This window comes from Enterobacter sp. MGH120, from assembly GCF_001037725.1.
In the GTDB taxonomy this organism is placed as follows: domain Bacteria; phylum Pseudomonadota; class Gammaproteobacteria; order Enterobacterales; family Enterobacteriaceae; genus Enterobacter; species Enterobacter hormaechei_C.
On the sequence record NZ_KQ089940.1, the window covers coordinates 1,712,748 to 1,737,056 of the forward strand.

16 protein-coding genes are annotated in these 24,309 nt (G+C 56.3%); all 16 read left to right on the forward strand.

The genetic code is table 11. The features are described from left to right. The first annotated feature begins 252 nt into the window (after positions 1-252). The 16 genes from SK54_RS08205 (at position 253) to SK54_RS08280 (ending at position 24,292) form a co-directional block, all read left to right on the forward strand. Positions 253-5,205 carry an alpha-2-macroglobulin family protein gene (locus SK54_RS08205; RefSeq protein ID WP_048229809.1) on the forward strand — a complete coding sequence of 1,651 codons (4,953 nt, stop codon included), beginning with the start codon at positions 253-255 and terminating at the stop codon, positions 5,203-5,205. A gap of 1 nt (position 5,206) precedes the next feature. Continuing rightward, complete coding sequence (gene pbpC, locus SK54_RS08210) at positions 5,207-7,534, forward strand: peptidoglycan glycosyltransferase PbpC (protein ID WP_017692922.1); 2,328 nt, start codon at positions 5,207-5,209, stop codon at positions 7,532-7,534. 88 nt (positions 7,535-7,622) lie between these two features. Beyond that, positions 7,623-10,001 (forward strand): DMSO/selenate family reductase complex A subunit, encoded by a 2,379-nt coding sequence (locus SK54_RS08215; protein WP_048247027.1) that lies wholly within the window; start codon positions 7,623-7,625, stop codon positions 9,999-10,001. Further along, positions 9,998-10,627 carry a DMSO/selenate family reductase complex B subunit gene (locus SK54_RS08220; RefSeq protein WP_048247029.1) on the forward strand — a complete coding sequence of 210 codons (630 nt, stop codon included), beginning with the start codon at positions 9,998-10,000 and terminating at the stop codon, positions 10,625-10,627. The genes SK54_RS08215 and SK54_RS08220 overlap by 4 nt, the downstream gene beginning before the upstream one ends. After that, positions 10,620-11,399 carry a dimethyl sulfoxide reductase anchor subunit family protein gene (locus tag SK54_RS08225; protein WP_032103986.1) on the forward strand — a complete coding sequence of 260 codons (780 nt, stop codon included), beginning with the start codon at positions 10,620-10,622 and terminating at the stop codon, positions 11,397-11,399. Before SK54_RS08220 ends, SK54_RS08225 begins: the two co-directional genes overlap by 8 nt. Then, positions 11,399-12,274, forward strand: coding sequence for a 4Fe-4S binding protein (locus tag SK54_RS08230; protein WP_017383529.1), 876 nt, complete (start codon positions 11,399-11,401; stop codon positions 12,272-12,274). The genes SK54_RS08225 and SK54_RS08230 overlap by 1 nt, the downstream gene beginning before the upstream one ends. A gap of 124 nt (positions 12,275-12,398) precedes the next feature. Beyond that, positions 12,399-12,830 carry a nucleoside-diphosphate kinase gene (gene ndk, locus SK54_RS08235; protein ID WP_003860625.1) on the forward strand — a complete coding sequence of 144 codons (432 nt, stop codon included), beginning with the start codon at positions 12,399-12,401 and terminating at the stop codon, positions 12,828-12,830. A gap of 147 nt (positions 12,831-12,977) precedes the next feature. Further along, entirely contained in the window at positions 12,978-14,144 is a 1,167-nt protein-coding gene (locus SK54_RS08240) for a dual-specificity RNA methyltransferase RlmN (protein ID WP_003860623.1), read from the forward strand. Between the two features lie 291 nt (positions 14,145-14,435). Then, positions 14,436-15,446 carry a cytoskeleton protein RodZ gene (gene rodZ, locus SK54_RS08245; RefSeq protein ID WP_023304209.1) on the forward strand — a complete coding sequence of 337 codons (1,011 nt, stop codon included), beginning with the start codon at positions 14,436-14,438 and terminating at the stop codon, positions 15,444-15,446. Between the two features lie 26 nt (positions 15,447-15,472). After that, positions 15,473-16,591 (forward strand): flavodoxin-dependent (E)-4-hydroxy-3-methylbut-2-enyl-diphosphate synthase, encoded by a 1,119-nt coding sequence (gene ispG / locus SK54_RS08250; RefSeq protein WP_017383528.1) that lies wholly within the window; start codon positions 15,473-15,475, stop codon positions 16,589-16,591. A gap of 81 nt (positions 16,592-16,672) precedes the next feature. After that, positions 16,673-17,947, forward strand: coding sequence for a histidine--tRNA ligase (gene hisS, locus SK54_RS08255; RefSeq protein WP_022649001.1), 1,275 nt, complete (start codon positions 16,673-16,675; stop codon positions 17,945-17,947). A 13-nt stretch (positions 17,948-17,960) separates the two neighbouring features. Then, on the forward strand, positions 17,961-18,581 hold the full coding sequence (locus SK54_RS08260; protein ID WP_017383526.1) for a YfgM family protein: 621 nt from the start codon (positions 17,961-17,963) through the stop codon (positions 18,579-18,581). Positions 18,582-18,591: 10 nt separating this feature from the next. Beyond that, positions 18,592-19,770: an outer membrane protein assembly factor BamB gene (bamB, locus tag SK54_RS08265; protein ID WP_017383525.1), complete on the forward strand. Its 1,179-nt coding sequence runs from the start codon at positions 18,592-18,594 to the stop codon at positions 19,768-19,770. Positions 19,771-19,882: 112 nt separating this feature from the next. After that, complete coding sequence (gene der, locus SK54_RS08270) at positions 19,883-21,355, forward strand: ribosome biogenesis GTPase Der (RefSeq protein ID WP_022648998.1); 1,473 nt, start codon at positions 19,883-19,885, stop codon at positions 21,353-21,355. A gap of 299 nt (positions 21,356-21,654) precedes the next feature. Next, positions 21,655-23,196 carry a peptide MFS transporter gene (locus SK54_RS08275; protein WP_047719320.1) on the forward strand — a complete coding sequence of 514 codons (1,542 nt, stop codon included), beginning with the start codon at positions 21,655-21,657 and terminating at the stop codon, positions 23,194-23,196. 61 nt (positions 23,197-23,257) lie between these two features. Then, on the forward strand, positions 23,258-24,292 hold the full coding sequence (locus SK54_RS08280; protein WP_023304207.1) for a Gfo/Idh/MocA family oxidoreductase: 1,035 nt from the start codon (positions 23,258-23,260) through the stop codon (positions 24,290-24,292). The last annotated feature ends 17 nt before the right edge of the window (positions 24,293-24,309 follow it).

Below are 24,309 nucleotides of genomic sequence, written 5' to 3' on the forward strand. Positions count from 1 at the left end.
GCGTCATGGTCATAAAACTAGCAGGCCTGATGCGAGCTTATCCAGCTATCTTCTTGTTTTAAAAACAAATGACGCGAAAGGTAACATGTTACGTTATGCGCTGTGATCGCCGTTCCATCACGGTTTGGCTGCGTGATGCCATTCTGCGAGGTGCTTTCCAGATTATAAAATTGGACTTTTTGTATTAACGAAACTTGCGGATAATACTTATCCGGACGATGACCAACAGGCCCCTCAGGCCAGGGACACAGGATGAAACCGTTTCGCTTAGCTGCGATCTCTCTCGCGCTGCTCACCACCTTTACGCTTGTCGGCTGTGATAACAGCGACGACAAACCTCAGGCCGCTGCCCCCGCAGCGTCTACTGCATCAGAACAGAAAACCCCGGCAAAACCGGATCCTGAAAAGCTGGCTAAGCTGGCCGCGCAGAGTCAGGGCAAGGCGTTGACGCTGCTGGATGCCTCTGAAGTGCAACTCGACGGCGCTGCGACGCTGGTTCTGACCTTCTCTGTACCGCTGGATCCCAGCCAGGATTTTGCGAAAACGGTGCATGTGGTGGATAAAAAAAGCGGCAAAGTGGACGGCGCCTGGGAACTGGCCCCCAATCTGAAAGAGCTGCGCCTGCGCCATCTGGAGCCGAATCGTAATCTGGTCGTCACCGTCGAACGTAATTTGCTGGCGCTGAACAAAGCGACATTCGGCATCGACTATGAAAAAGCGATCACCACCCGGGATGTTGAACCGACGGTCGGATTCGCCAGCCGCGGATCGCTGCTGCCGGGTAAGGTGGTGGAAGGGTTGCCGGTGATGGCGCTCAACGTCAACAATGTGGATGTGAACTTCTATCGCGTGAAGCCGGAGTCGCTGGCCTCGTTTGTCAGCCAGTGGGAGTACCGTAACTCGCTGACCAACTGGGAATCTGACAACCTGCTGAAGATGGCGGAACTGGTCTACACCGGCCGTTTCGACCTCAACCCGGCGCGCAATACGCGTGAAAAACTGCTCCTGCCGCTCAAAGATATTAAGCCGCTCCAGCAGTCTGGCGTCTATATCGCCGTGATGAATCAGGCTGGTCACTATAACTACAGTAACGCCGCGACGCTCTTTACCTTAAGTGATATTGGGCTGTCCGCTCACCGTTATCATAACCGCCTGGACATCTTCACCCAGAGTCTTGAAAACGGTGCGGCGCAGTCAGGTGTGGCCATTACCCTTCTGAACGATAAAGGGCAGACCCTGGCCGAGGCGAACAGCGACGCCGATGGTCATGCGAAACTGCAAACCGATAAAGAAGCCGCGCTGATCCTGGCCAGTAAAGATGGCCAGACGACGCTTCTCGACCTCAAACTTCCGGCGCTGGATCTGGCGGAGTTTGATATCGCCGGTAACCCGGGTTACAGCAAACAGTTCTTTATGTTTGGCCCGCGCGATCTCTATCGTCCGGGTGAAACGGTGATCCTGAACGGCCTGCTTCGCGACAGCGATGGCAAACCGCTTCCCGATCAGCCGGTAAAACTTGACGTGCTGCGCCCGGACGGACAGGTGGCGCGTACGGTCGTTGTGCAACCTGAGAACGGCCTTTATCGCTTCAACTATCCGCTCGATAGCGGCGCCCAGACCGGCATGTGGCATATTCGCGCGAATACGGGCGATAACCAGCAGCGCATGTGGGATTTCCACGTCGAAGATTTTATGCCTGAGCGTATGGCGCTGAATCTGACCGGGCAAAAAACGCCAGTTTCCCCGCAGGATAATGTCGACTTTAACGTTGCTGGCTATTACCTGTATGGCGCGCCGGCTAACGGTAATTCTCTGCAAGGCCAGCTTTTCCTGCGTCCGCTACGTGACGCGGTGCCTACGCTGCCTGGCTTCCAGTTCGGTGATATTGCCGAGGAGAACCTGAGCCGCAGCCTGGATGAAGTGCAGCTTACGCTGGACGAACAGGGGCGTGGGCAGGTTACCACCGAAAGCCAGTGGAAAGAGGCGCACTCGCCGCTGCAACTGATTTTGCAGGCCAGCCTGCTGGAATCAGGTGGGCGTCCGGTAACGCGACGCGCCGAGCAGGCTATCTGGCCTGCGGCTGAACTTCCGGGGATCCGCCCACAGTTCGCCAGCAAGGCCGTTTACGACTACCGTACCGATACCACCGTCAATCAGCCGATTGTCGATGAAAACGGCAACGCCAGCTTTGACATCGTCTATGCCGATGCCAGCGGGACGAAAAAAGCGGTATCTGGTTTGCAGGTGCGTCTGATCCGTGAGCGTCGCGACTACTTCTGGAACTGGTCCGAGAGTGAGGGCTGGCAGTCCCAGTTTGATCAAAAAGATCTGGTTGAGGGCGAGCAGGAGCTAAACCTCAAGGCCGATGAAACCGGTAAAGTCACCTTCCCGGTGGAGTGGGGCTCATACCGTCTGGAAGTGAAAGCCCCTGATGACATGGTCAGCAGCGTGCGCTTCTGGGCGGGGTACAGCTGGCAGGATAACAGCGATGGCACGGGCGCTGCTCGCCCGGATCGTGTGACGCTGAAACTGGACAAGCCATCCTATCAGCCAGGCGATACCATCAACCTGCATATTGCAGCGCCGGCCGCAGGCAAGGGCTATGCAATGATCGAATCCAGCGAAGGACCGCTGTGGTGGAAAGAGATCGACGTGCCAGCAAACGGTCTGGATCTCGCCATTCCGGTGGATAAGGACTGGAAACGTCACGATCTCTACCTCAGCACGCTGGTGGTTCGTCCTGGCGATAAATCCAAATCCGCCACGCCAAAACGGGCGGTTGGCCTGCTGCATCTGCCAATGGGGGACGAAAATCGTCGCCTGAACATCGCACTGGATAACCCGCAAAAAATGCGTCCGAACCAGACGCTTTCTGTGAAAGTGAAAGCCAGCGTAAAAGAGGGGACTGTGCCACAGAAGGTGAACGTACTGGTCTCGGCTGTCGATAGCGGCGTGCTGAACATTACCGACTACGTCACGCCGGATCCGTGGGAAGCTTTCTTCGGTCAGAAGCGCTATGGCGCGGACATCTATGATGTTTACGGCCAGGTGATTGAAGGTCAGGGACGTCTGGCCGCACTGCGCTTTGGCGGAGACGGCGATGAACTGAAACGCGGCGGTAAGCCACCGGTGAACCATGTCACCATAATTGCCCAGCAGGCGCAGCCGGTTACGCTTGATGCCAACGGCGAAGGCACCATCACGCTGCCGATTGGCGATTTCAACGGCGAACTGCGTCTGATGGCGCAGGGCTGGACGGAAGACGATTTCGGCAGCAGCGAAAGCAAAATCATTGTGGCGGCTCCGATTATCACCGAGCTTAATACGCCGCGATTCCTCGCAAGTGGCGATACCTCTCGCCTGACGCTGGACCTGACTAACCTGACGGACCAGCCGCAAACGCTGAACATTGCGTTAACCGCAACCGGTAAGTTGTCGCTCGAAGGTGCTCAGCCAGAGCCGGTTAAGCTGCCGCCTGGCGCACGTAGCACCCTGTTTATTCCGGTGCGCGCCCTGGAAGGCTATGGTGATGGTGAAGTGACTGCTCAGGTGTCGGGGCTTCAGCTCCCTGGTGAGACGTTTGCGCCGCAGCAGAAGAGCTGGAAAATTGGCGTGCGTCCCGCATTCCCGGCGCAAACGGTGAATACGGGCACGATGCTGAACCCTGGCGAATCCTGGAGTGCACCAGCACAGCATATCAACGGTTTCTCGCCTGCCACGCTACAGGGGCAGCTGTTGCTCAGCGGTAAACCACCTTTAAATCTGGCGCGCTACATTCGTGAACTTCAGGCCTATCCATACGGATGTCTTGAGCAGACCACCAGCGGCCTGTTCCCGTCGCTTTTCACCAACGCGGCACAACTTAAGGCACTGGGTATTAAAGGCGATACCGACGATAAACGCCGTGCGGCCATTGATATCGGGATCTCCCGTCTGCTGCAAATGCAGCGTGACGATGGCGGTTTTGCCTTGTGGGATAAAAACGGCCCGGAAGAGTACTGGCTGACCGCCTATGTCACGGACTTCCTGGTGCGGGCAGGGGAGCAGGGTTACAGCGTGCCTGCCGAGGCAGTGAATAACGCCAACAGCCGACTGCTGCGCTATTTACAGGATCCGGGGATGATGTCCATCCGCTACAGCGACGACACCCAGGCCAGCAAATTTGCTGTTCAGGCGTACGCTTCGCTGGTGCTGGCTCGTCAGCAAAAAGCGCCGCTCGGTGCGCTGCGTGAAATCTGGGAGCGCCACGCTCAGGCTGCTTCCGGGCTTCCGTTGATGCAGCTGGGCATGGCACTCAAACTGATGGGGGATGCACCGCGCAGCCAGCAGGCGCTGGATCTGGCTCTCAAAACTCCCCGTAACGACAGCCGAAACTGGATGGCGGATTACGGCAGCCAGCTGCGTGATAATGCCCTGATGCTCTCCCTGCTGGAAGAGTACAAGCTGCTGCCGGATGCGCAAAACAGGCTGCTGAACGCGTTATCTGAAGACGCGTTCAGCCAGCGCTGGCTGTCTACCCAGGAGAGCAATGCGCTGTTCATGGCCGGACGTTCACTGCAAACCTTGTCAGGCGCGTGGACGGCAACGACCAGCCTCTCTGAACAGACCCAGAGCAGTGATAAAGCGCAGGTAGAAAACCTGAACGGCGACCAGCTTGATGCCTTGCAGGTGACGAATACCGGCACTACGCCGCTGTGGGTACGACTGGACACGACTGGCTATCCGGAGTACGCGCCTCAGCCATCCTCTAATGTCTTGCAGATTGAACGTCATATCCTGGCGACAGACGGCAGCAGCAAGTCGCTCTCTTCTCTGAAGAGCGGTGAGCTGGTTCTGGTGTGGCTGGAGGTGAAGGCCAGCCAGAACGTGCCGGATGCGCTGGTGGTGGATCTGCTCCCGGCAGGTCTGGAGCTGGAAAACCAGAATCTGGCGAGCAGCAGCGCCAGCTTGCAGGACAGCGGCAGTGAAGTGCAAAACCTGCTGAATCAGATGCAACAGTCTGATATTCAGCACATGGAATTCCGCGACGATCGCTTTGTGGCCGCGGTGCCGGTCAATGAAGGTCAGCCGGTCACGCTGGTTTACCTGGCCCGTGCCGTTACGCCGGGAACCTACCAGGTGCCTGTTCCGATGGTCGAGTCCATGTACGTTCCGCAGTGGCGGGCAACGGGGGCGGCCAGTGGCCCGCTGATCGTTGTTCCGTAAGATGCGGATAGCACGCCTGATTCGCTCCCGCTGGCTGTGGCTGGCGGGAGCGCTTCTCGTTTCAGGGGGGCTGATTGTCGTCGCTGACCGCGTGTGGCCGTTGCCCCTGAAAGAGGTCAACCCAGCGCGAGTGGTGGTGGATGAGCAGGGTGTTCCGCTGTGGCGTTTTGCCGACAGCGAAGGCATCTGGCGCTATCCGGTTACCATTGAAGAGGTTTCCCCACGCTATCTTGAGGCGCTGATCCAGTATGAAGATCGCTGGTTCTGGGATCACCCGGGCGTCAATCCGCTTTCTGTACTGCGTGCCGCCTGGCAGGATCTCACCTCCGGGAGAGTGGTTTCCGGCGGGAGCACGCTTACCATGCAGGTGGCGCGCCTGCTGGATCCGCATCCGCGTACCTTTGGCGGCAAAATCCGTCAGCTGTGGCGGGCGATGCAGCTGGAGTGGCATCTCTCCAAGCGTGAAATCCTGACGCTGTATCTCAACCGTGCCCCGTTTGGCGGCACGTTGCAGGGCGTGGGCGCGGCAAGCTGGACTTACCTTGGCAAACCGCCGTCTCAGCTGAGCTATTCCGACGCGGCGCTGCTGGCAGTGCTGCCGCAGGCACCCAGTCGTCTGCGCCCGGATCGCTGGCCGAAACGTGCCGAAGCGGCGCGGAACAAAGTGCTCGACCGTATGCTGACTCAGGGTGTCTGGTCTGAGAAGCAGGTGAAAGAGTCCCGTGAAGAGCCGGTCTGGCTGGCTCCCCGGCAGATGCCGCAGCTGGCGCCGCTCTTTTCCCGCATGATGCTGAGTAAAAGTCGTGACACAAAAATAGTCACCACGCTGGATGCAGCTTTGCAACGACAGCTTGAAGAGCTGGCAATGAACTGGAAATCACGCCTGCCTGCCCGCAGTTCGCTGGCGATGATCGTCGTGGATCATACATCCATGAAAGTGCGTGGCTGGGTAGGCTCGGTAGATATCAATGATGACAGCCGTTTCAGCCACGTGGATATGGTCAATGCGATCCGATCGCCGGGATCGGTCCTCAAGCCATTCATCTATGGCATGGCGCTGGACGATGGTCTGATCCATCCCGCTTCGTTATTGCAGGATGTGCCAAGAAAAACGGGGGATTATCGTCCCGGCAACTTTGACAGCGGCTTCCATGGGCCGGTCAGTATGAGCGAAGCCCTGGTGCGTTCCCTCAACCTGCCTGCGGTGCAGGTTCTGGAAGCGTACGGCCCAAAACGTTTTGCCGGAATGCTGAGCAACGCGGGATTACCGCTCATTCTGCCTGCGGGGGCACAGCCCAACCTCTCTCTGATCCTGGGGGGCGCAGGCGCACGCCTGGCTGATATCGCTGCCGCCTATAGCGCCTTTGCGCGTCAGGGTAAGGCGGGCCGGCTGCGTTTACAGCCGGGCGATCCGCTGATCGAACGTCCGCTGCTGTCGCAGGGGGCGGCGTGGATCATTCGACGCATTCTCGCTAATGAAGCACAGCCCCTGCCGGACAGTGCGCTGCCCCAGGTTGCGCCGCTGGCGTGGAAAACGGGCACCAGCTATGGCTACCGGGATGCCTGGGCCATCGGCCTGAATGCCCGGTATGTCATTGGAATCTGGACCGGACGCCCGGACGGCACGCCCGTTGCCGGGCAGTTTGGTTTCGCCAGCGCGGTACCGCTCCTGAATCAGGTCAATAACATGCTTCAGTCCCGCTCGATGGTGGATGAAGCGCGCCTGCCGCGCGATCCGCGTCCTGCAAGCGTAGGACGGGGCGTGATTTGCTGGCCGGGGGGCCAGTCCCTGCCTGAAGGGAGCGAAAACTGTCGGCGTCGGCTGTCAACCTGGCTGCTGGAAGGCAGTGAACCGCCTACGCTGTTGCTGCCGGAACAGGAAGGTATTCGCGGGATCCGTTTCCCGGTCTGGCTGGATAAAGAAGGCAAACGCGTTGCGGCGGATTGTCCTGATGCGACAGAGAAAGTGCTGGATGTCTGGCCGCTACCGCTGGAGCCCTGGCTGCCTGCTGCTGAAAAACGGGCTGCTCGTCTTCCCGCCCGTTCAGCTATTTGCCCTCCGCTGGATAACCATAATGCGGCGCCGATGATGTTGTCAGGCGTCAGAGAAGGGGCGGTAATTAAACGTCTTCCGGGTGAGAAAAATATGACCCTTAACGTTTCAACCAGCGGCGGGGAGGGACAACGATGGTGGTTTTTGAATGGCGAACCGCTGGACGGGCATCAGAAGAATTATTCACTGCAATTATATTTGCCGGGTAAATATCAATTAATTGTATTAGATGAAACAGGACAAACGGCGACAGTGAATTTTGAATTAGATCGCTAAGTATTACCCCTCAAGAGTTAGCTTGATAATTATCAATATTCGTTCCTGAAAAAAAACGAGAATGCGTTTTTATTTGAAGGAACGAGCAATGAAAAAAAATAAACATCAGGGAGAAAGGCTTATTCCCTCCATATCCCGGCGTCAGTTTATTCAGGCAGGGTCGGCGCTCGCCGCCCTGCCGTTTGTCGTCAAAACCGGCAAAGTACAGGCACAGGGCGCGGCGGTTTCAGACGCTACGCCTGAAGAAAAAGTGGTGCAAACCTGTAGTACGTTTGACTGCGGCGGCAAATGTGATATTCGTGCTCACGTCAGTGATGGCGTTGTGACCCGAATTTCAACGCGTCCGGATAACGCGCTGGATCCGCAGATGCCAGTAATGCGCGCCTGCGTTCGTGGTCGGGCTTATCGGAAATTTGTTTATCACCCCGATCGACTGAAATATCCAATGAAACGTGTAGGTAAACGTGGCGAAGGAAAATTCGAGCGTATTACCTGGGATGAAGCCACCACCCTTATTGCGAATCAATTAAAAACTATTACGCAAAAATACGGTGCTGCGTCACGCTATGTTCATGTGGGCACCGCGGTGTCCGGCGGGACCTTTTCCGGTGATAAAATGGTTCGTCGTCTGCTCAACTTAACCGGCGGCTATCTCGAAAGCTATCACTCGGTCAGTATGGGTAACACGGCGGCGGCAACGCCGTATACCTATGGCACCGCCGCCAGCGGCAGCTCTCTGGACACGCTGCTGGACACCAAACTGGTCATTCTCTGGGGGCATAACCCGACGGAAACCATCTTTGGGCACAGCAACCACTTCTACCAGAAGATGAAGCAAAACGGCACGCGCTTCATTGTTGTCGACCCGCGCTATTCCGATACGGTTTCCTCCCTTGCCGACCAGTGGATCCCGCTGCTTCCCACAACAGACAACGCCCTGATGGACGCGATGATGTATGTGATCGTCACGGAGAATCTGCACGATCGCGACTTTATTCAACGCTACACCCTGGGCTTTGACGAAGACGCCATGCCAGAGGGCGTTCCGGCCAATGAATCCCTGATGGCTTATCTGAGCGGTGCAAAGGATGGCGTGGCGAAAACGCCTGAGTGGGCAGAGAAAATCACCCACGTGCCTGCACAAACTATTCGTCAGCTGGCGCGTGACTACGCAACCACCAAACCCGCCGCGCTGATCCAGGGCTGGGGACCGCAGCGTCACAACTGCGGCGAGCGCACCGCGCGCGGCTCGACGATACTGGCCACGCTAACGGGTAACGTCGGGGTGAAAGGCGGCTGGGCAGCAGGCTATGGCGGCTGCGCAAACCGCAAATTTGCGGCCGGGCCAGAGATGCCGGACAACCCGGTCAACGCCAAAATTTCGGTCATGAACTGGGTGCAGGCCGCGGATGATGCTTCTAAGGTAACCGCGGAAGATGGCCTGAAGGATGCTGAGAAGCTGGACAGCAATATCCGCATCCTGTTCTCGCTGGCGGGCAATTATCTGGCTAACCAGAACCCGGATCTTCATCAGGCAACCCGTGTCCTGGAAGACGAGTCGAAAATCGAGTTTATCGTCGCAAGCGATCTGTTTATGACGCCGAGCGCCAGATACGCCGACCTGCTTTTGCCGGAAACCAGCTTCATGGAACGCTGGAATATCGGCGAAACCTGGGGCACGGCAAGCTATCTGATCCTGTCAGAAAAGCTGATTGAACCTGAATTTGAACGCCGTTCAGACTACGACTGGCTGCGGGAAGTCGCTGCTAAGCTTGGCGTCGAGCCAGCGTTCAGCGAGGGCCGTGACGAAAAAGCGTGGATTGAGCACATCTGGGAGCAGACGCGGCTGTCCATGCCGGATGAAAACCTGCCGGACTTCGCGACGCTACAGAAGACGCGTCAGCATCTTTTCAAAAGCGCGCCGTACGTTGCCTTTGAAGACAACATTCGCGATCCGCAGAATCATCCGTTCCCGACCCCGTCCGGAAAAATTGAGATCTTCTCGAAGCGTCTGTACGACATGCAGCACCCGGAAATCCCGGCGCTGTCGCACTACGTGCCTGCCCATGAAGGGCCGGAAGACGAGCTGGTCAAAACCTTCCCGCTCCAGCTGATCACCTGGAAAGGGAAAAACCGCGCTAACTCCACCCAGTACGCCAACCCGTGGTTAATTGAGGCGCAGCAGCAAAAGCTGTGGATCAACCCGCAGGATGCGCAAAAGCGCGGCATTGCGCAGGGGGATACCGTGCGTATTCATAACGCGCGCGGCATTTGTGAGATCCCGGCGGAGGTCACGCCGCGCATCATTCCAGGCGTGGTGGCCATGCAGGCAGGCGCCTGGTGGCAGCCGGACGCGCAGGGTATCGATAAAGGCGGCTGCGCAAACGTGCTCAGTTCCGCCCGTATTACCGCGCTTGCGAAAGGGAATTCCCATCAAACCATGCTGGTGGAGGTAGCTAAAGCATGAGTCAGTTTAAACATTACGCACCGGTGAGCGACAAACAGCTGGGTTTTTATATCGACTCTTCTCGCTGCTCGGGCTGCAAGGCATGCCAGGTGGCGTGCAAAGATAAAAACAACATTGAGGTCGGACGTCGTTTCCGTCGCGTTTATGAAGTCAACGGCGGGAGTTTTATCCCGACCGGGCAGGGCGGCGTCAGCAACAACGTTTTTGCCTACACGCTCTCTATTTCCTGTAACCACTGCGCAGATCCTGTCTGCACCAAAAACTGTCCAACCACCGCGATGCATAAGCGTCCGGGGGACGGCATTGTGCGCGTTGATACTGATAAGTGTGTCGGCTGCGGCTACTGCGCATGGTCTTGCCCTTACGGCGCGCCACAGCTCAACGAGCAGACCGGGCAGATGTCCAAATGTGATTTCTGCGTGGATCTCCAGGCGAAGGGAGAGCAGCCCGTCTGTGTGGCAACCTGTCCACTCGAAGCGATTAAATTCGGGCCGATTGATGAACTGCGGGCGAAGTATGGTGCGGTCTGTGATGTGAAAGGCCTGCCTGATTCCTCCATCACCAAACCAAACCTGGTGATCAAAGCGCATCAGGGCGCAGAGAAAGAGGGGAAACGTCATGCATGAGTTACCACTGCTGATTTTTACGTTGTTCCTGCAAGGATCGGTTGGCGTTACGCTGTGGCTGGCGTTCGGAAGCACGCAACGCAGCGCGCTGCTGCCGGCAGCCGGAGCGTTTGTGCTGGCGAGTCTGGGGCTGCTCGCCTCCGCGCTGCACATGGGCTATCCGCTTAATGCTCTTAACGCGCTGCGCCACGTATCCAGCTCCTGGCTGAGTCGTGAGATTATCTTTGCCAGTCTTTATCTTGCGGCGCTTGGCTTCGCAACGCTGCTGATGTTTGTCAAAAAGCCAGGCTGGAAGCCACTGTTGGTTGTGGCAGGTCTGGTTGGTTTAGTCGACGTGTTCTGCATGGCGCAGATCTACATGCACGCATCCGTGGTGACATGGCAGCACGTTAACACGCTGGTGCTGTTTTTCGGTTCGGTGGGGATTATCGGCTCAGCCTGCATGGCCGTTGGGACGCGTTCCCAGACTACCGTGCGTGCGGCGGTTGTCATTATCACGCTGCTGGTGCTTGTGCGTCTGGTGATGCAGCCCGTCTGGCTGGCAGATATTACGGCTATGGACAACACCGTGGTGACGTTCCCTCACGCACCGCTACAGATGCTGGAGCAACTGCGAACCGTTCATCTGCTGAGCTGGTGCGTATCCGTTGCGGGTATGCTGTGCTTTGCTGCGGGCGGTCTGAAAGCGGCGCGATCTCCCATGCTGCTGGGAAGCGCATTGCTGATTGTCGGTGAGCTGATGCTGCGCTTCGTTTTCTTCAGTATTGGCTGATGGGCGGATTGACCTTTGCCCCGGCGATGGACGTGACGCATGCGTGCGTCCGTCGCCGTTTTCGCCACGCTTCCTGCCTCGCCTGCGCGGACGTCTGTCCTGTGCAGGCTTTTTCTTTTACCGACTCAAGCGTCTCGGTTAATGACAGCCGCTGTATTGAATGCGGTGACTGCCTGTTCGTCTGCCCCGCTGAGGCCATCACCGGCATCACGCCGCGAAAACGCTTTCTGTGTGGCGATATGCTTGTTGGGCCGTTTACTGACCGTGCGCCAGGGGTGAATGAGCTTCTGCTGTGGCACGCGCAGTACCACGTTCGTTTTATCAGTATCGACGCGGAGCAGAATCCTGACTGGTTGCTGGCGATTGCCCGGCTGAATCTGGCGCTTCGCCGACGCGGTGAAGCGGCGTGGGCGTTTAAATATATACCCGTCAACGAGGTTAATACCGCCCGGCGTGTGCTGATGCACGTTCCCCGAGAGGATGTCCAGGCCTGTAGCGTCGTGCCCGGTCAGCGTGAACTGCGCAGGGCGTTTTCTGCGTTTAGCGAGGCAGAGATAACTCTCGATACCGAATCCTGCGTACTGTGCGGCGCGTGCTGGCGGAGTTGTACGGAAAACGCGATTCGGTTTGAGAACGCTGAACTGGTCGTGGAAACCGGACGCTGTACGGGGTGCGGCGGCTGCGAAGCGGTATGCCAGCATGCGGCGATAAACGTGACGCAAACAGAAGGAACAGCGAAAAGCGTGACCATACCGGCATATGAAGCCGTTTGCCTGACGTGCCACCGTCATTTCTGGTCATTTACGTCTGATGAAAAGCAGTGTCCGCTCTGTTTTCATCATCAACACGGTATGCGAAATACGAGCTGTTGCTAATCTTCGTCTCATTTTAAAAAAATGTTATGCATAACCATAGGCAATGGCGCTATTGCTCTTTATAATCCGCGCCACACCATACTCAGGTATGCAAAAACAACAGAACATTTTACAGAGGTTATCAATGGCTATTGAACGTACTTTTTCCATCATCAAACCAAACGCGGTGGCAAAAAACGTTATTGGCAGCATCTTCGCTCGCTTTGAATCAGCAGGGTTTAAGATCGTTGGCACCAAAATGCTGCACCTGACCGTTGAGCAGGCTCGCGGTTTTTACGCTGAGCACGAAGGTCGCCCATTCTTTGATGGTCTGGTCGAGTTCATGACCTCTGGCCCAATCGTGGTATCCGTACTGGAAGGCGAAAACGCGGTACAGCGTCACCGCGATCTGCTGGGTGCAACCAACCCGGACAACGCGCTGGCAGGTACTCTGCGCGCCGACTATGCAGACAGCTTCACCGAGAACGGCACCCACGGTTCCGACTCTGTTGAATCTGCTGCGCGCGAAATCGCATTCTTCTTCGCTGAAGGCGAAGTGTGCCCGCGCACTCGCTAATAATTTCGTAAATGCCGCGTGCAAACGTGGCATCCCTGCGCCAGACTTTGTACAATGCAACGCCCCGGACGAGCAGACTGCTTACCGGGGCGTTTCTTTTCAACCCACCAAGGGCCACAACGTGTAACAACGAGGCCGGAAAAAATTATGTCTGAATTAGTGAATACCTCCGAAGTCGCCATTCCTGCGGTTCCCAATAAAAATGGAAAAATTAACCTGCTGGACCTGAACCGTCAGCAGATGCGCGAGTTCTTTAAAGAGATGGGCGAGAAGCCATTTCGTGCCGATCAGGTCATGAAATGGATGTACCACTATTGCAGCGACAACTTTGATGACATGACGGACATCAACAAAGTGCTGCGCAATAAGCTTAAAGAAGTGGCGGAAATCCGCGCACCGGAAGTGGTGGAAGAGCAGCGCTCTTCAGATGGCACCATCAAGTGGGCCATTGCCGTTGGCGATCAGCGCGTTGAAACCGTGTATATCCCGGAAGACGATCGCGCCACGCTGTGCGTCTCTTCTCAGGTGGGCTGTGCGCTGGAGTGCAAATTCTGCTCTACGGCGCAGCAGGGCTTTAACCGTAACCTGCGCGTGTCGGAAATCATCGGCCAGGTCTGGCGTGCCGCGAAAATCGTGGGCGCGGCGAAAGTCACCGGTACACGTCCAATCACCAACGTGGTGATGATGGGGATGGGTGAACCGCTGCTCAACCTGACCAACGTCGTTCCGGCGATGGAAATCATGCTCGACGATTTCGGTTTTGGTCTGTCCAAGCGCCGCGTTACGCTCTCTACTTCCGGCGTTGTGCCTGCGCTGGACAAACTGGGCGACATGATTGACGTTGCGCTGGCCATCTCCCTTCACGCGCCAAACGACGCCATCCGTGACGAAATTGTGCCGATCAACAAAAAGTACAATATCGAAACCTTCCTGGCTGGCGTACGCCGTTACCTGGAGAAATCCAACGCGAACCAGGGCCGCGTGACCATTGAATACGTGATGCTGGATCATGTTAACGACGGTACCGAACATGCACATGAGCTGGCTGAACTGCTGAAAGATACGCCATGTAAGATCAACCTGATCCCATGGAACCCGTTCCCGGGCGCGCCGTATGGCCGTAGCTCGAACAGCCGTATCGATCGCTTCTCAAAAGTGCTGATGGAGTATGGTTTCACCACTATCGTTCGTAAAACGCGTGGCGATGATATCGACGCAGCCTGTGGTCAGCTGGCGGGTGACGTTATTGACCGTACCAAACGTACGCTGCGTAAGCGCATGCAGGGTGAGTCAATCGCGGTCAAAACCGTTTGATTATTATGCAGACACGGCGCGTTTTTTGCGCCGTGAAGCATTAATTTACTGAATATTCAGTCACAATCATTATGACTGATTAATAATTACGGTGCGTTTCATACGACTTTCGGGCAGTATGTAACGACGTAGCAACAGTTTAGCGTGAAGGCCTGCCAGCGCTGTCATCTGCGGCCCGACAGTCTTATACTGTTTGTTCCAGGTTAACTGACCTAAAGTTTCGCGGTGCGGGTGGCATTGTGACTCACCGGCACCTGAACCCTTATTTTCACGTACCAGTAGTTGTAGCGAATGAATACTGAAGCCACTCACGATCAAAATGCAGCACTCTCCACTGGCGTTCGTCTTCGCAACGCCCGTGAACAACTCGGACTCAGCCAGCAAGCCGTTGCAGAACGCCTGTGCCTGAAGGTTTCCACCGTTCGCGATATTGAAGAAGATAAGGCACCCGCCGATCTGGCTTCAACGTTTCTGCGCGGTTATATCCGTTCTTACGCCAAACTGGTTCATATCCCTGAAGACGAATTACTGCCGATGATGGAGAAGCAGGCGCCTGTGCGTGCGGCAAAAGTTGCGCCGATGCAGAGCTTCTCTCTGGGTAAACGTCGTAAAAAACGCGATGGCTGGCTGATGAGCTTTACCTGGCTGGTCCTGTTCGTGGTTGTCGGCCTGACGGGCGCATGGTGGTGGCAAAACCACAAAGCGCAGCAGGAAGAGATCACGACGATGGCCGATCAGTCCTCCGCTGAGCTCAATCAGTCTGGTAATAACGGCGCGCAAAGCGTGCCGCTGAGCACCGAAGGAGCTGCGACCTCCAGCGAACCTCAGGCGGCAGCAAGCAGCACGCCTGCAACCGAGCCAGCGACGACGCCAGAAGCGACGGCGAATACCGCACCAGCCACCCAGACCCAGGATCAGAACGCGGTCGTATCACCTTCACAGGCCAATGTTGATACCGCCCCTGCGGCAACGGCACCGGCAGATAACACCGCGGCGTCACTGCCAACTGACCCGGCGGGTACGGCGGCACCTGCCGTTGACCCGAATGCGCTGGTGATGAATTTCACGGCGGATTGCTGGCTGGAAGTGACTGATGCGACAGGTAAAAAGCTGTTCAGCGGCCTGCAACGTAAAGATGGCACGTTAAATCTAACGGGCCAGGCACCTTACAAGCTTAAAATCGGCGCACCGGCAGCGGTACAGATCCAGTATCAAGGAAAACCTGTCGATCTGAGCCGCTTTATCAGAACTAACCAGGTTGCGCGTCTTACCGTTAATGCCGAACAATCAGCAGCACAGTAACAGACGGGCAATGCGGGAGATTTTACATGCATAACCAGGCTCCTATTCAACGTAGAAAATCGAAACGGATTTACGTTGGGAACGTGCCAGTCGGCGATGGGGCGCCTATCGCCGTCCAGTCGATGACCAATACGCGTACTACGGATGTAGAAGCGACGGTCAATCAAATCAAAGCATTAGAACGCGTAGGCGCGGACATTGTTCGCGTCTCTGTACCGACCATGGATGCCGCCGAGGCGTTCAAACTGATCAAGCAGCAGGTGAGCGTTCCGCTGGTTGCCGATATTCACTTCGATTACCGTATCGCGCTGAAAGTCGCTGAATATGGTGTCGATTGCCTGCGTATTAACCCAGGCAACATCGGCAACGAAGAGCGCATTCGCATGGTGGTTGACTGCGCCCGCGACAAAAACATTCCAATCCGTATCGGCGTGAACGCTGGCTCTCTGGAAAAAGATCTCCAGGAAAAGTACGGTGAGCCGACGCCGCAGGCGCTGCTCGAATCCGCAATGCGTCACGTCGATCATCTGGATCGCCTTAACTTCGATCAGTTTAAAGTGAGCGTGAAAGCGTCTGACGTCTTCCTGGCCGTTGAATCGTATCGTCTGCTGGCAAAACAGATCGATCAGCCGCTCCACCTTGGGATCACCGAGGCGGGCGGTCTGCGCAGCGGTTCGGTAAAATCGGCGATTGGTCTCGGCCTGCTGCTCTCTGAAGGCATCGGCGACACGTTACGCGTCTCCCTGGCCGCCGATCCGGTGGAAGAGATCAAAGTCGGTTTCGACATCCTGAAATCACTGCGTATCCGCGCGCGTGGGATCAACTTCATTGCCTGCCCAACCTGTTCACGTCAGGAGTTTGACGTGATCGGCACCGTGAATGCTCTGGAGCAGCGCCTGGAAGACATCATCACCCCGATGGACGTTTCCATCATCGGCTGCGTGGTGAACGGTCCGGGTGAAGCGCTGGTGTCCACGCTGGGCGTGACCGGCGGTAACAAGAAAAGTGGTCTCTATGAAGATGGCGTTCGTAAAGATCGTCTGGATAATAGTGATATGATCGACCAGCTCGAAGCCCGGATTCGCGCGAAAGCGACGATGATGGACGAAGCGAAGCGCATCAGCGTTCAGCAGGTTGAAAAATAACGTGATGGGAAGCAGGCTGCTTCCCATGTATGATTGAACCCATTCTTTGGGTTCTTTTTTGTATATAGAAAGAGAATAAACGTGGCAAAAAACATTCAAGCCATCCGCGGCATGAACGATTATCTGCCTGGCGAAACCGCCATCTGGCAGCGCATTGAAGGCACACTGAAGCAGGTGCTCGGCAGCTACGGTTACAGCGAAATTCGTTTGCCGATTGTAGAGCAGACCCCGTTATTCAAACGCGCGATCGGCGAAGTAACCGACGTGGTTGAAAAAGAGATGTACACCTTTGAGGACCGCAACGGCGACAGCCTGACTCTGCGTCCTGAGGGGACGGCGGGTTGCGTACGCGCCGGCATCGAACATGGTCTCCTGTACAATCAGGAGCAGCGCCTGTGGTATATCGGCCCGATGTTCCGCCACGAACGTCCGCAAAAAGGCCGCTACCGTCAGTTCAACCAGCTTGGCGTGGAAGTGTTTGGTCTGCAAGGACCAGATATTGATGCCGAACTGATTATGCTTACTGCCCGCTGGTGGCGTGCGCTCGGTATTTCTGAGCACGTTTCCCTGGAGCTGAACTCTATCGGTTCTCTGGAAGCGCGTGCGAACTATCGCGATGCGCTGGTGGCGTTCCTGGAACAGCACAAAGAGAAGCTCGACGAAGACTGTAAGCGTCGTATGTACAGCAACCCGCTGCGCGTACTCGATTCCAAAAATCCTGACGTACAGGCGCTGCTGAACGATGCGCCAGCGCTGGGTGACTACCTGGATGAGGATTCCCGCGAACACTTTGCCGGCCTGTGCAAGCTGCTTGAAGCGGCGGGCATTGCTTATACCGTTAACCAGCGTCTGGTGCGCGGTCTGGACTACTACAACCGCACCGTATTTGAGTGGGTCACCACCAGCCTCGGTTCGCAGGGCACCGTCTGTGCCGGCGGTCGTTATGACGGTCTGGTCGAACAACTGGGTGGTCGCGCAGCACCGGCTGTAGGCTTCGCGATGGGCCTTGAGCGACTTGTTTTGCTGGTTCAGGCAGTTAATCCGGAATTTAAAGCCGATCCTGTTGTCGATATATACCTGGTGGCCTCAGGTGCGGATACGCAGTCTGCGGCGATGCAGCTTGCCGAACGCGTGCGCGATGCGCTGCCGGACGTTAAGCTGATGACCAACCACGGCGGCGGCAACTTTAAAAAACAGTTTGCTCGTGCCGATAAGTGGGGCGCAAGTATCGCACTGGTGCTGGGTGAGTCCGAAGTGGCCAACGGCGAAGTGGTAGTCAAAGACCTGCGCTCTGGTGAGCAAACTACGGTAACGCAGGATGGCGTTGCGGCGCACTTGCGCACTCTATTGGGCTAAGGAGAAGGACTGCGTGGAAATTTACGAGAACGAACACGACCAGGTTGATGCGGTTAAGCGCTTCTTTGCTGAAAACGGCAAGGCACTGGTTGTAGGGGTTATTTTAGGTGTTGGTGCGCTGGTAGGCTGGCGTTACTGGAACAATCATCAGGCTGACTCTGCTCGCGGTTCGTCCCTGAACTACGAAAATACCGTTAGCGCAATCCGTGCCGATCAGCCGCAAACGCTGACAGCTGCGGAGAAATTTGCCGCTGACAACAAAAACACCTACGGCGCCCTGGCTGCGCTGGAAGTGGCTCAGCAGTATGTTGATAAAAACGAACTGGACAAAGCCGCTGCGCAACTGTCTCAGGGGCTTGCTGCTGCCAGTGACGAAAATCTGAAAGCGGTGATCAATCTGCGTCTGGCGCGTATCCAGGTTCAGCAGAAAAAAGCCGACGACGCGCTGAAAACGCTTGATACCATCAAAGGCGAAGGCTTTGCCGCTATTGTTGCCGATCTTCGCGGTGAAGCACTGCTGAGTAAAGGTGATAAAGCGGGCGCGCGTAAAGCGTGGCAAGCTGGCGTGGATAGTAAAGCTTCACCTGCGCTGAGCGAAATGATGCAGATGAAAATAAATAATTTGTCCGTCTGAGAGGGACCCAATGCAATTGCGTAAATTACTTCTGCCAGGACTGCTTTCTGTTACGTTATTGAGTGGTTGTTCACTGTTCAGTGGCGAAGAAGACGTTGTTAAAATGTCCCCGCTGCCGACGGTTGAAAACCAGTTCACCCCATCCACCGCCTGGGACACCTCCGTGGGTGATGGTATTGGCGATTTTTATTCCAACCTGCACCCGGCATTTGCTGACGGCGTTGTCTATGCGGCCGATCGCAAAGGCACCGTTAAAGCGCTGAACGCTGATGACGGAAAAGAAGTGTGGTCCATTAACCTGGCGGAAAAAGACGGCTGGTTCTCCCGTAAACCTGCACTGCTTTCTGGCGGCCTGACCGTTGCTGGCGGTCACGTGTATGTGGGCAGCGAAAAAGCGCAGGTTTACGCGCTGAATGCCAGCGACGGTTCGGTTGCATGGCAGACCACCGTTGCCGGTGAATCCTTGTCGCGTCCGGTTGTCAGCGACGGCCTGGTGCTGATCCATACCAGCAACGGCCAGTTGCAGGCGCTGAACGAAGCCGATGGTCTGGTAAAATGGACGGTTAACCTGGATATGCCAGCGCTGTCTCTGCGTGGTGAATCTGCTCCGGCGACCGCCTTTGGCGCCGCCATTGTGGGCGGTGACAACGGCCGTGTCAGCGCGGTACTGATGCAGCAGGGCCAGATGATCTGGCAGCAGCGTATTTCCCAGGCGACCGGTTCAACTGAAATTGACCGTCTGAGTGACGTGGACACCACGCCAGTTATCGTCGACGGTGTGGTTTACGCGCTGGCGTACAACGGCAACCTGACGGCGCTGGACCTGCGTAGCGGCCAGATCATGTGGAAACGTGAGCTGGGTTCCGTGAACGATTTCATCGTCGACGGCAACCGTATTTATATGGTGGATCAGAACGACCGTCTGCTGGCGCTGAGCACCGAAGGTGGCGTGACGCTGTGGACGCAGAGCGATCTGCTGCACCGTCTGCTGACAGCACCGGCACTGTATAACGGCAGCCTGGTGGTGGGCGACAGCGAAGGCTATATGCACTGGATCGATCCAGAGAATGGTCGCTTCGTGGCACAGCAGAAAGTGGATAGCTCAGGCTTCCTGACGGAGCCCGTTGTGGCTGACGGCAAACTGCTGATTCAGGCAAAAGACGGCACGCTGTACGCGATCACGCGTTAATTACACGGCGGTTGTAGTATACTAAACGGCTCCTGTTCACTCAGGAGCCGTTTTGACATTTTTAAAAACGCTGCGAAAGCGACGTTATTTTGAATTTTATGAGGCTTCAAACATGGTACCTGTGGTCGCGCTTGTCGGGCGCCCTAACGTTGGAAAATCCACTCTTTTTAACCGTTTAACACGCACCCGTGATGCGCTGGTTGCGGATTTCCCGGGGCTGACGCGTGACCGTAAGTACGGTCGTGCAGAGGTGGAAGGACGCGAGTTCATCTGTATCGATACCGGGGGTATTGACGGTACGGAAGACGGCGTAGAAACCCGCATGGCAGAGCAATCTCTGCTGGCTATCGAAGAAGCGGATGTGGTTCTGTTTATGGTGGATGCTCGCGCTGGCCTGATGCCCGCGGATTCTGCTATTGCTAAACATCTGCGTTCACGCGAAAAGCCTACCTTCCTGGTGGCGAACAAAACTGACGGCATCGATGCCGATCAGGCTGTTGCGGATTTCTGGTCTTTAGGTCTGGGCGATATTTATCCTATCGCGGCCTCGCATGGTCGTGGCGTCACCAGCCTGCTGGAAACCGTGCTGCTGCCGTGGGTTGATGAAGTAAACCCGCCGGAAGAGGTGGACGAGGACGCTGAATACTGGGCGCAGTTTGAAGCCGGAGAGGAAGGCGAGGAAGAGCCGGAAGACGACTTCAACCCGCAGGATCTGCCTATCAAGCTGGCTATCGTGGGTCGCCCAAACGTAGGTAAGTCTACGCTTACTAACCGTATTCTCGGTGAAGAGCGCGTGGTGGTTTACGATATGCCAGGCACAACGCGTGACAGCATTTACATTCCAATGCAGCGCGATGAACGTGAGTACGTACTTATCGACACCGCAGGGGTGCGTAAGCGCGGGAAAATCACCGATGTGGTAGAAAAATTCTCGGTGATCAAAACCCTTCAGGCGATTGAAGACGCCAACGTGGTGCTGCTGGTCATCGACGCACGTGAAGGTATCTCCGATCAGGATCTCTCTCTGCTTGGCTTTATCCTCAATAGTGGGCGCTCACTGGTTATCGTCGTCAACAAGTGGGACGGCCTGAGCAATGAAGTGCGCGAGCAGGTGAAAGAGACGCTGGACTTCCGTCTGGGCTTTATCGACTTTGCCCGCGTTCACTTCATCTCTGCCCTGCACGGGAGTGGTGTTGGCAACCTGTTCGAATCCGTTCGTGAAGCCTATGACAGCTCTACCCGCCGTCAGAGCACGGCGATGCTGACCCGTATCATGAACATGGCTGCTGAAGACCACCAACCGCCGCTGGTGCGCGGTCGTCGCGTGAAGCTGAAATATGCTCACGCCGGGGGGTATAACCCGCCTATCGTGGTGATCCACGGTAACCAGGTGAAGGATCTGCCGGACTCCTACAAACGCTACCTGATGAACTACTTCCGCAAGTCGCTGGACGTGATGGGTACGCCTATCCGTATTCAGTTCAAGGAAGGGGAGAACCCGTTTGCGAATAAACGCAACACCCTGACGCCGAACCAGATGCGTAAGCGTAAGCGTTTGATTAAGCACATTAAGAAAAGCAAATAATTCTTACCGAACTCACTAAAACCCGCGCCTGTCGCGGGTTTTTTTCGCCCATTCAAAAGGCCTGCCTTCCCTGTGTGATGTCAATCACTATTCGCTTTTAACCATGTTTATATCTAAGAAAGTAGACAATCATCGAATTTTCGTCTTAAAGTCCAGGGTTCGGTACTAGACAAAACTAGCGCCTGGTTATCAAATGGTTAACCAACATTTCGCCGCATGTAAAAAATCGATCGGATACGTAACCGTTCGGCGTACATGCTGGTGTTTACAAGCACGACACATACCTTTTCGGGAGAATTATGCAATCCTCTGTTAATCAAAAAGAGAGCCGAACCTTCTTCGGCCATCCTTATCCGCTCGGTTCGCTGTTCTTCACCGAGATGTGGGAGCGTTTTTCGTTTTACGGTATTCGCCCGCTACTGATTCTGTTTATGGCCGCCACCGTCTATGACGGCGGGATGGGCCTGGCGCGTGAAAACGCCTCGGCGATTGTCGGCATCTTTGCCGGCACCATGTACCTCGCTGCGCTGCCGGGCGGCTGGCTGGCGGATAACTGGCTCGGCCAGCAGCGGGCCGTCTGGTACGGTTCGATTTTGATTGCGCTCGGGCACCTGTCGATCGCCCTGTCGGCCATCATGGGCGACAACCTGTTCTTCATCGGCCTGATGTTTATCGTGCTCGGCTCCGGCCTGTTCAAGACCTGTATCTCGGTCATGGTCGGCACCCTGTATAAAAAAGGCGATGCGCGTCGTGACGGCGGTTTCTCGCTGTTCTATATGGGCATCAACATGGGCTCGTTCATTGCCCCTCTGATTTCCGGCTGGCTGATTAAAACCCACGGCTGGCACTGGGGCTTTGGTATCGGTGGTATCGGGATGCTGGTCGCCCTGATTATCTTCCGCGTGTTTGCCGTTCCGGCCATGAAGCGCTACGACAGTGAAGTCGGTCTGGACTCCACCTGGAACAGTCCGGTAGTGAAACGTAACGGCGTGGGTGCCTGGCTGCTGGCGCTGGCTGTGGGTGTTGCACTCATCGTAACGTTGATTGCCCAGGGCGTGATTGTGATTAATCCGGTCGCGGTCGCCAGCGTGTTGGTGTATGTGATTGCCGCCTCCGTCGCGCTCTACTTCATCTATCTGTTCATCTTCGCCGGGCTGAATCGCAAAGAGCGCGCAAGGCTGCTGGTGTGCTTTATTCTGCTGGTCTCCGCCGCGTTCTTCTGGTCCGCGTTCGAGCAGAAGCCAACCTCCTTCAACCTGTTCGCCAACGACTACACTAACCGCATGATCGGTGATTTTGAGATCCCGGCGGTGTGGTTCCAGTCGATCAATGCCCTGTTCATCATTCTGCTGGCCCCGGTATTTAGCTGGGCATGGCCGAAGCTGGCGAGCAAAAACATTCGTCCGAGCAGCATCACCAAGTTCGTGATCGGTATTCTGTGCGCGGCGGCGGGCTTTGGCCTGATGATGCTGGCGGCGCAGAACGTGCTGAGCAACGGTGGGGCAGGGGTTTCTCCGTTCTGGCTGGTGGGCAGTATCCTGATGCTGACGCTCGGGGAACTGTGCCTGAGTCCGATTGGTCTGGCGACCATGACCCTGCTGGCGCCGGAGAGAATGCGCGGCCAGATGATGGGCCTGTGGTTCTGCGCCAGTGCGCTGGGTAACCTGGCTGCGGGGCTGATTGGTGGTCACGTGAAGGCCGACCAGCTGGATATGCTGCCAGACCTCTTTGCCCGTTGCTCCATTGCGCTGCTGATTTGTGCTGCGGTGCTGATCGTCCTCATTGTTCCGGTGCGCCGCATGCTGGAAAATGCGCAGACTAAACCGGCCGCTAACGCCTGATAAACCTCGACCTTGCCGGGGTGGCGTTATGCCCCGGCAATTGACTTAACGAGGTAAGAACATGCTGTTAGGGTTTGTTGGGCTTGGTGCTGTGGTTGAAACGGCTTACTTACCGGCAATACGAAATCTTTTTCCTGATACTCCGCGCTGTTTAGGTTTTGATATTCATCCCGAGAAGCAGCCTGAAGGGGTCACACGTTGCGCGTCGCTCGGTGAACTTCTTTCCCACCCGCTGGATACCCTGTTTATCACCACTTCCTCCCTGTACCACCTCGAGGTACTTGAGCAGGCGCTGGCCTCACCCGCGTCGCGTATTGTGGTAGAAAAACCGATTGTCGCCACGCTGCCCCAAATTGAAAAACTGAAAGCGCTGCTGGCTCAACCGGGAGCCGCCGACCGCGTGCTGGCGCTCGATCACTGGATGGCGCGTCTCGATAGCGTAAAGCAATCACTGGTCGCTCATATTTCTGACATCGTCAAAATCGAAGGCTTTTTGCAGGAGCCAAGCGGGTATAACGCCGAAGGAGAGCCCATTGCGCTCAACTTCGCCACCGGCGAGCCAGACGCGCGAACGCTTCGCCATCCAGATGGTGTGATTCTGGATATCGGTACGCACGTGCTGGCGATGCTGCGTGAAACGGTGCTTTACCTGGGCGGCAGTGACGATATGACGTTGCAGGTGGTGACAGCAAAAGACCGCCTGGGCCGCGAAATCGCAACGGGCGATCTGACCACGGCGGAAGGCGAGGCGCATTTGCAGGGAAGCATCAGCGGCGTGCCGGTGGACATCTGGCTTAACAAATACGCGGGGCCAGCGGGCGGGCAAAAGGGATTACGCTTCCATTTGCGCGACGGGCGCATCGTCAGCCACGACCGACGCGGCGCAGAAGATGTGCTGGAGCTGATTAAGGGTAAAGAAATTCAGCGCTGGCATATTCCCGGTACGATCTACGAGCATTGCCTTGCGGAGCATATTCTGGGAGCAAAAAGTCTCTTTGAACGGGATCCGCACCAGGTGAGCCGCACGACGCGCCGCAGGGTCGAGGAGGTGACGCTGCTGCTGACCTTACAGCAACAGTTGCGTGGCCCGCACTGAACGCGACGTGGTAAAAT

Excerpts from the sequence above, each read along its gene's own strand:
- SK54_RS08205 (WP_048229809.1), top strand. The coding sequence starts at position 253 with ATGAAACCGTTTCGCTTAGCTGCGATCTCTCTCGCGCTGCTCACCACC.
- pbpC (WP_017692922.1), top strand. The coding sequence starts at position 5,207 with ATGCGGATAGCACGCCTGATTCGCTCCCGCTGGCTGTGGCTGGCGGGA.
- SK54_RS08215 (WP_048247027.1), top strand. The coding sequence starts at position 7,623 with ATGAAAAAAAATAAACATCAGGGAGAAAGGCTTATTCCCTCCATATCC.
- SK54_RS08220 (WP_048247029.1), top strand. The coding sequence starts at position 9,998 with ATGAGTCAGTTTAAACATTACGCACCGGTGAGCGACAAACAGCTGGGT.
- SK54_RS08225 (WP_032103986.1), top strand. The coding sequence starts at position 10,620 with ATGCATGAGTTACCACTGCTGATTTTTACGTTGTTCCTGCAAGGATCG.
- SK54_RS08230 (WP_017383529.1), top strand. The coding sequence starts at position 11,399 with ATGGGCGGATTGACCTTTGCCCCGGCGATGGACGTGACGCATGCGTGC.
- ndk (WP_003860625.1), top strand. The coding sequence starts at position 12,399 with ATGGCTATTGAACGTACTTTTTCCATCATCAAACCAAACGCGGTGGCA.
- SK54_RS08240 (WP_003860623.1), top strand. The coding sequence starts at position 12,978 with ATGTCTGAATTAGTGAATACCTCCGAAGTCGCCATTCCTGCGGTTCCC.
- rodZ (WP_023304209.1), top strand. The coding sequence starts at position 14,436 with ATGAATACTGAAGCCACTCACGATCAAAATGCAGCACTCTCCACTGGC.
- ispG (WP_017383528.1), top strand. The coding sequence starts at position 15,473 with ATGCATAACCAGGCTCCTATTCAACGTAGAAAATCGAAACGGATTTAC.
- bamB (WP_017383525.1), top strand. The coding sequence starts at position 18,592 with ATGCAATTGCGTAAATTACTTCTGCCAGGACTGCTTTCTGTTACGTTA.
- der (WP_022648998.1), top strand. The coding sequence starts at position 19,883 with ATGGTACCTGTGGTCGCGCTTGTCGGGCGCCCTAACGTTGGAAAATCC.
- SK54_RS08275 (WP_047719320.1), top strand. The coding sequence starts at position 21,655 with ATGCAATCCTCTGTTAATCAAAAAGAGAGCCGAACCTTCTTCGGCCAT.
- SK54_RS08280 (WP_023304207.1), top strand. The coding sequence starts at position 23,258 with ATGCTGTTAGGGTTTGTTGGGCTTGGTGCTGTGGTTGAAACGGCTTAC.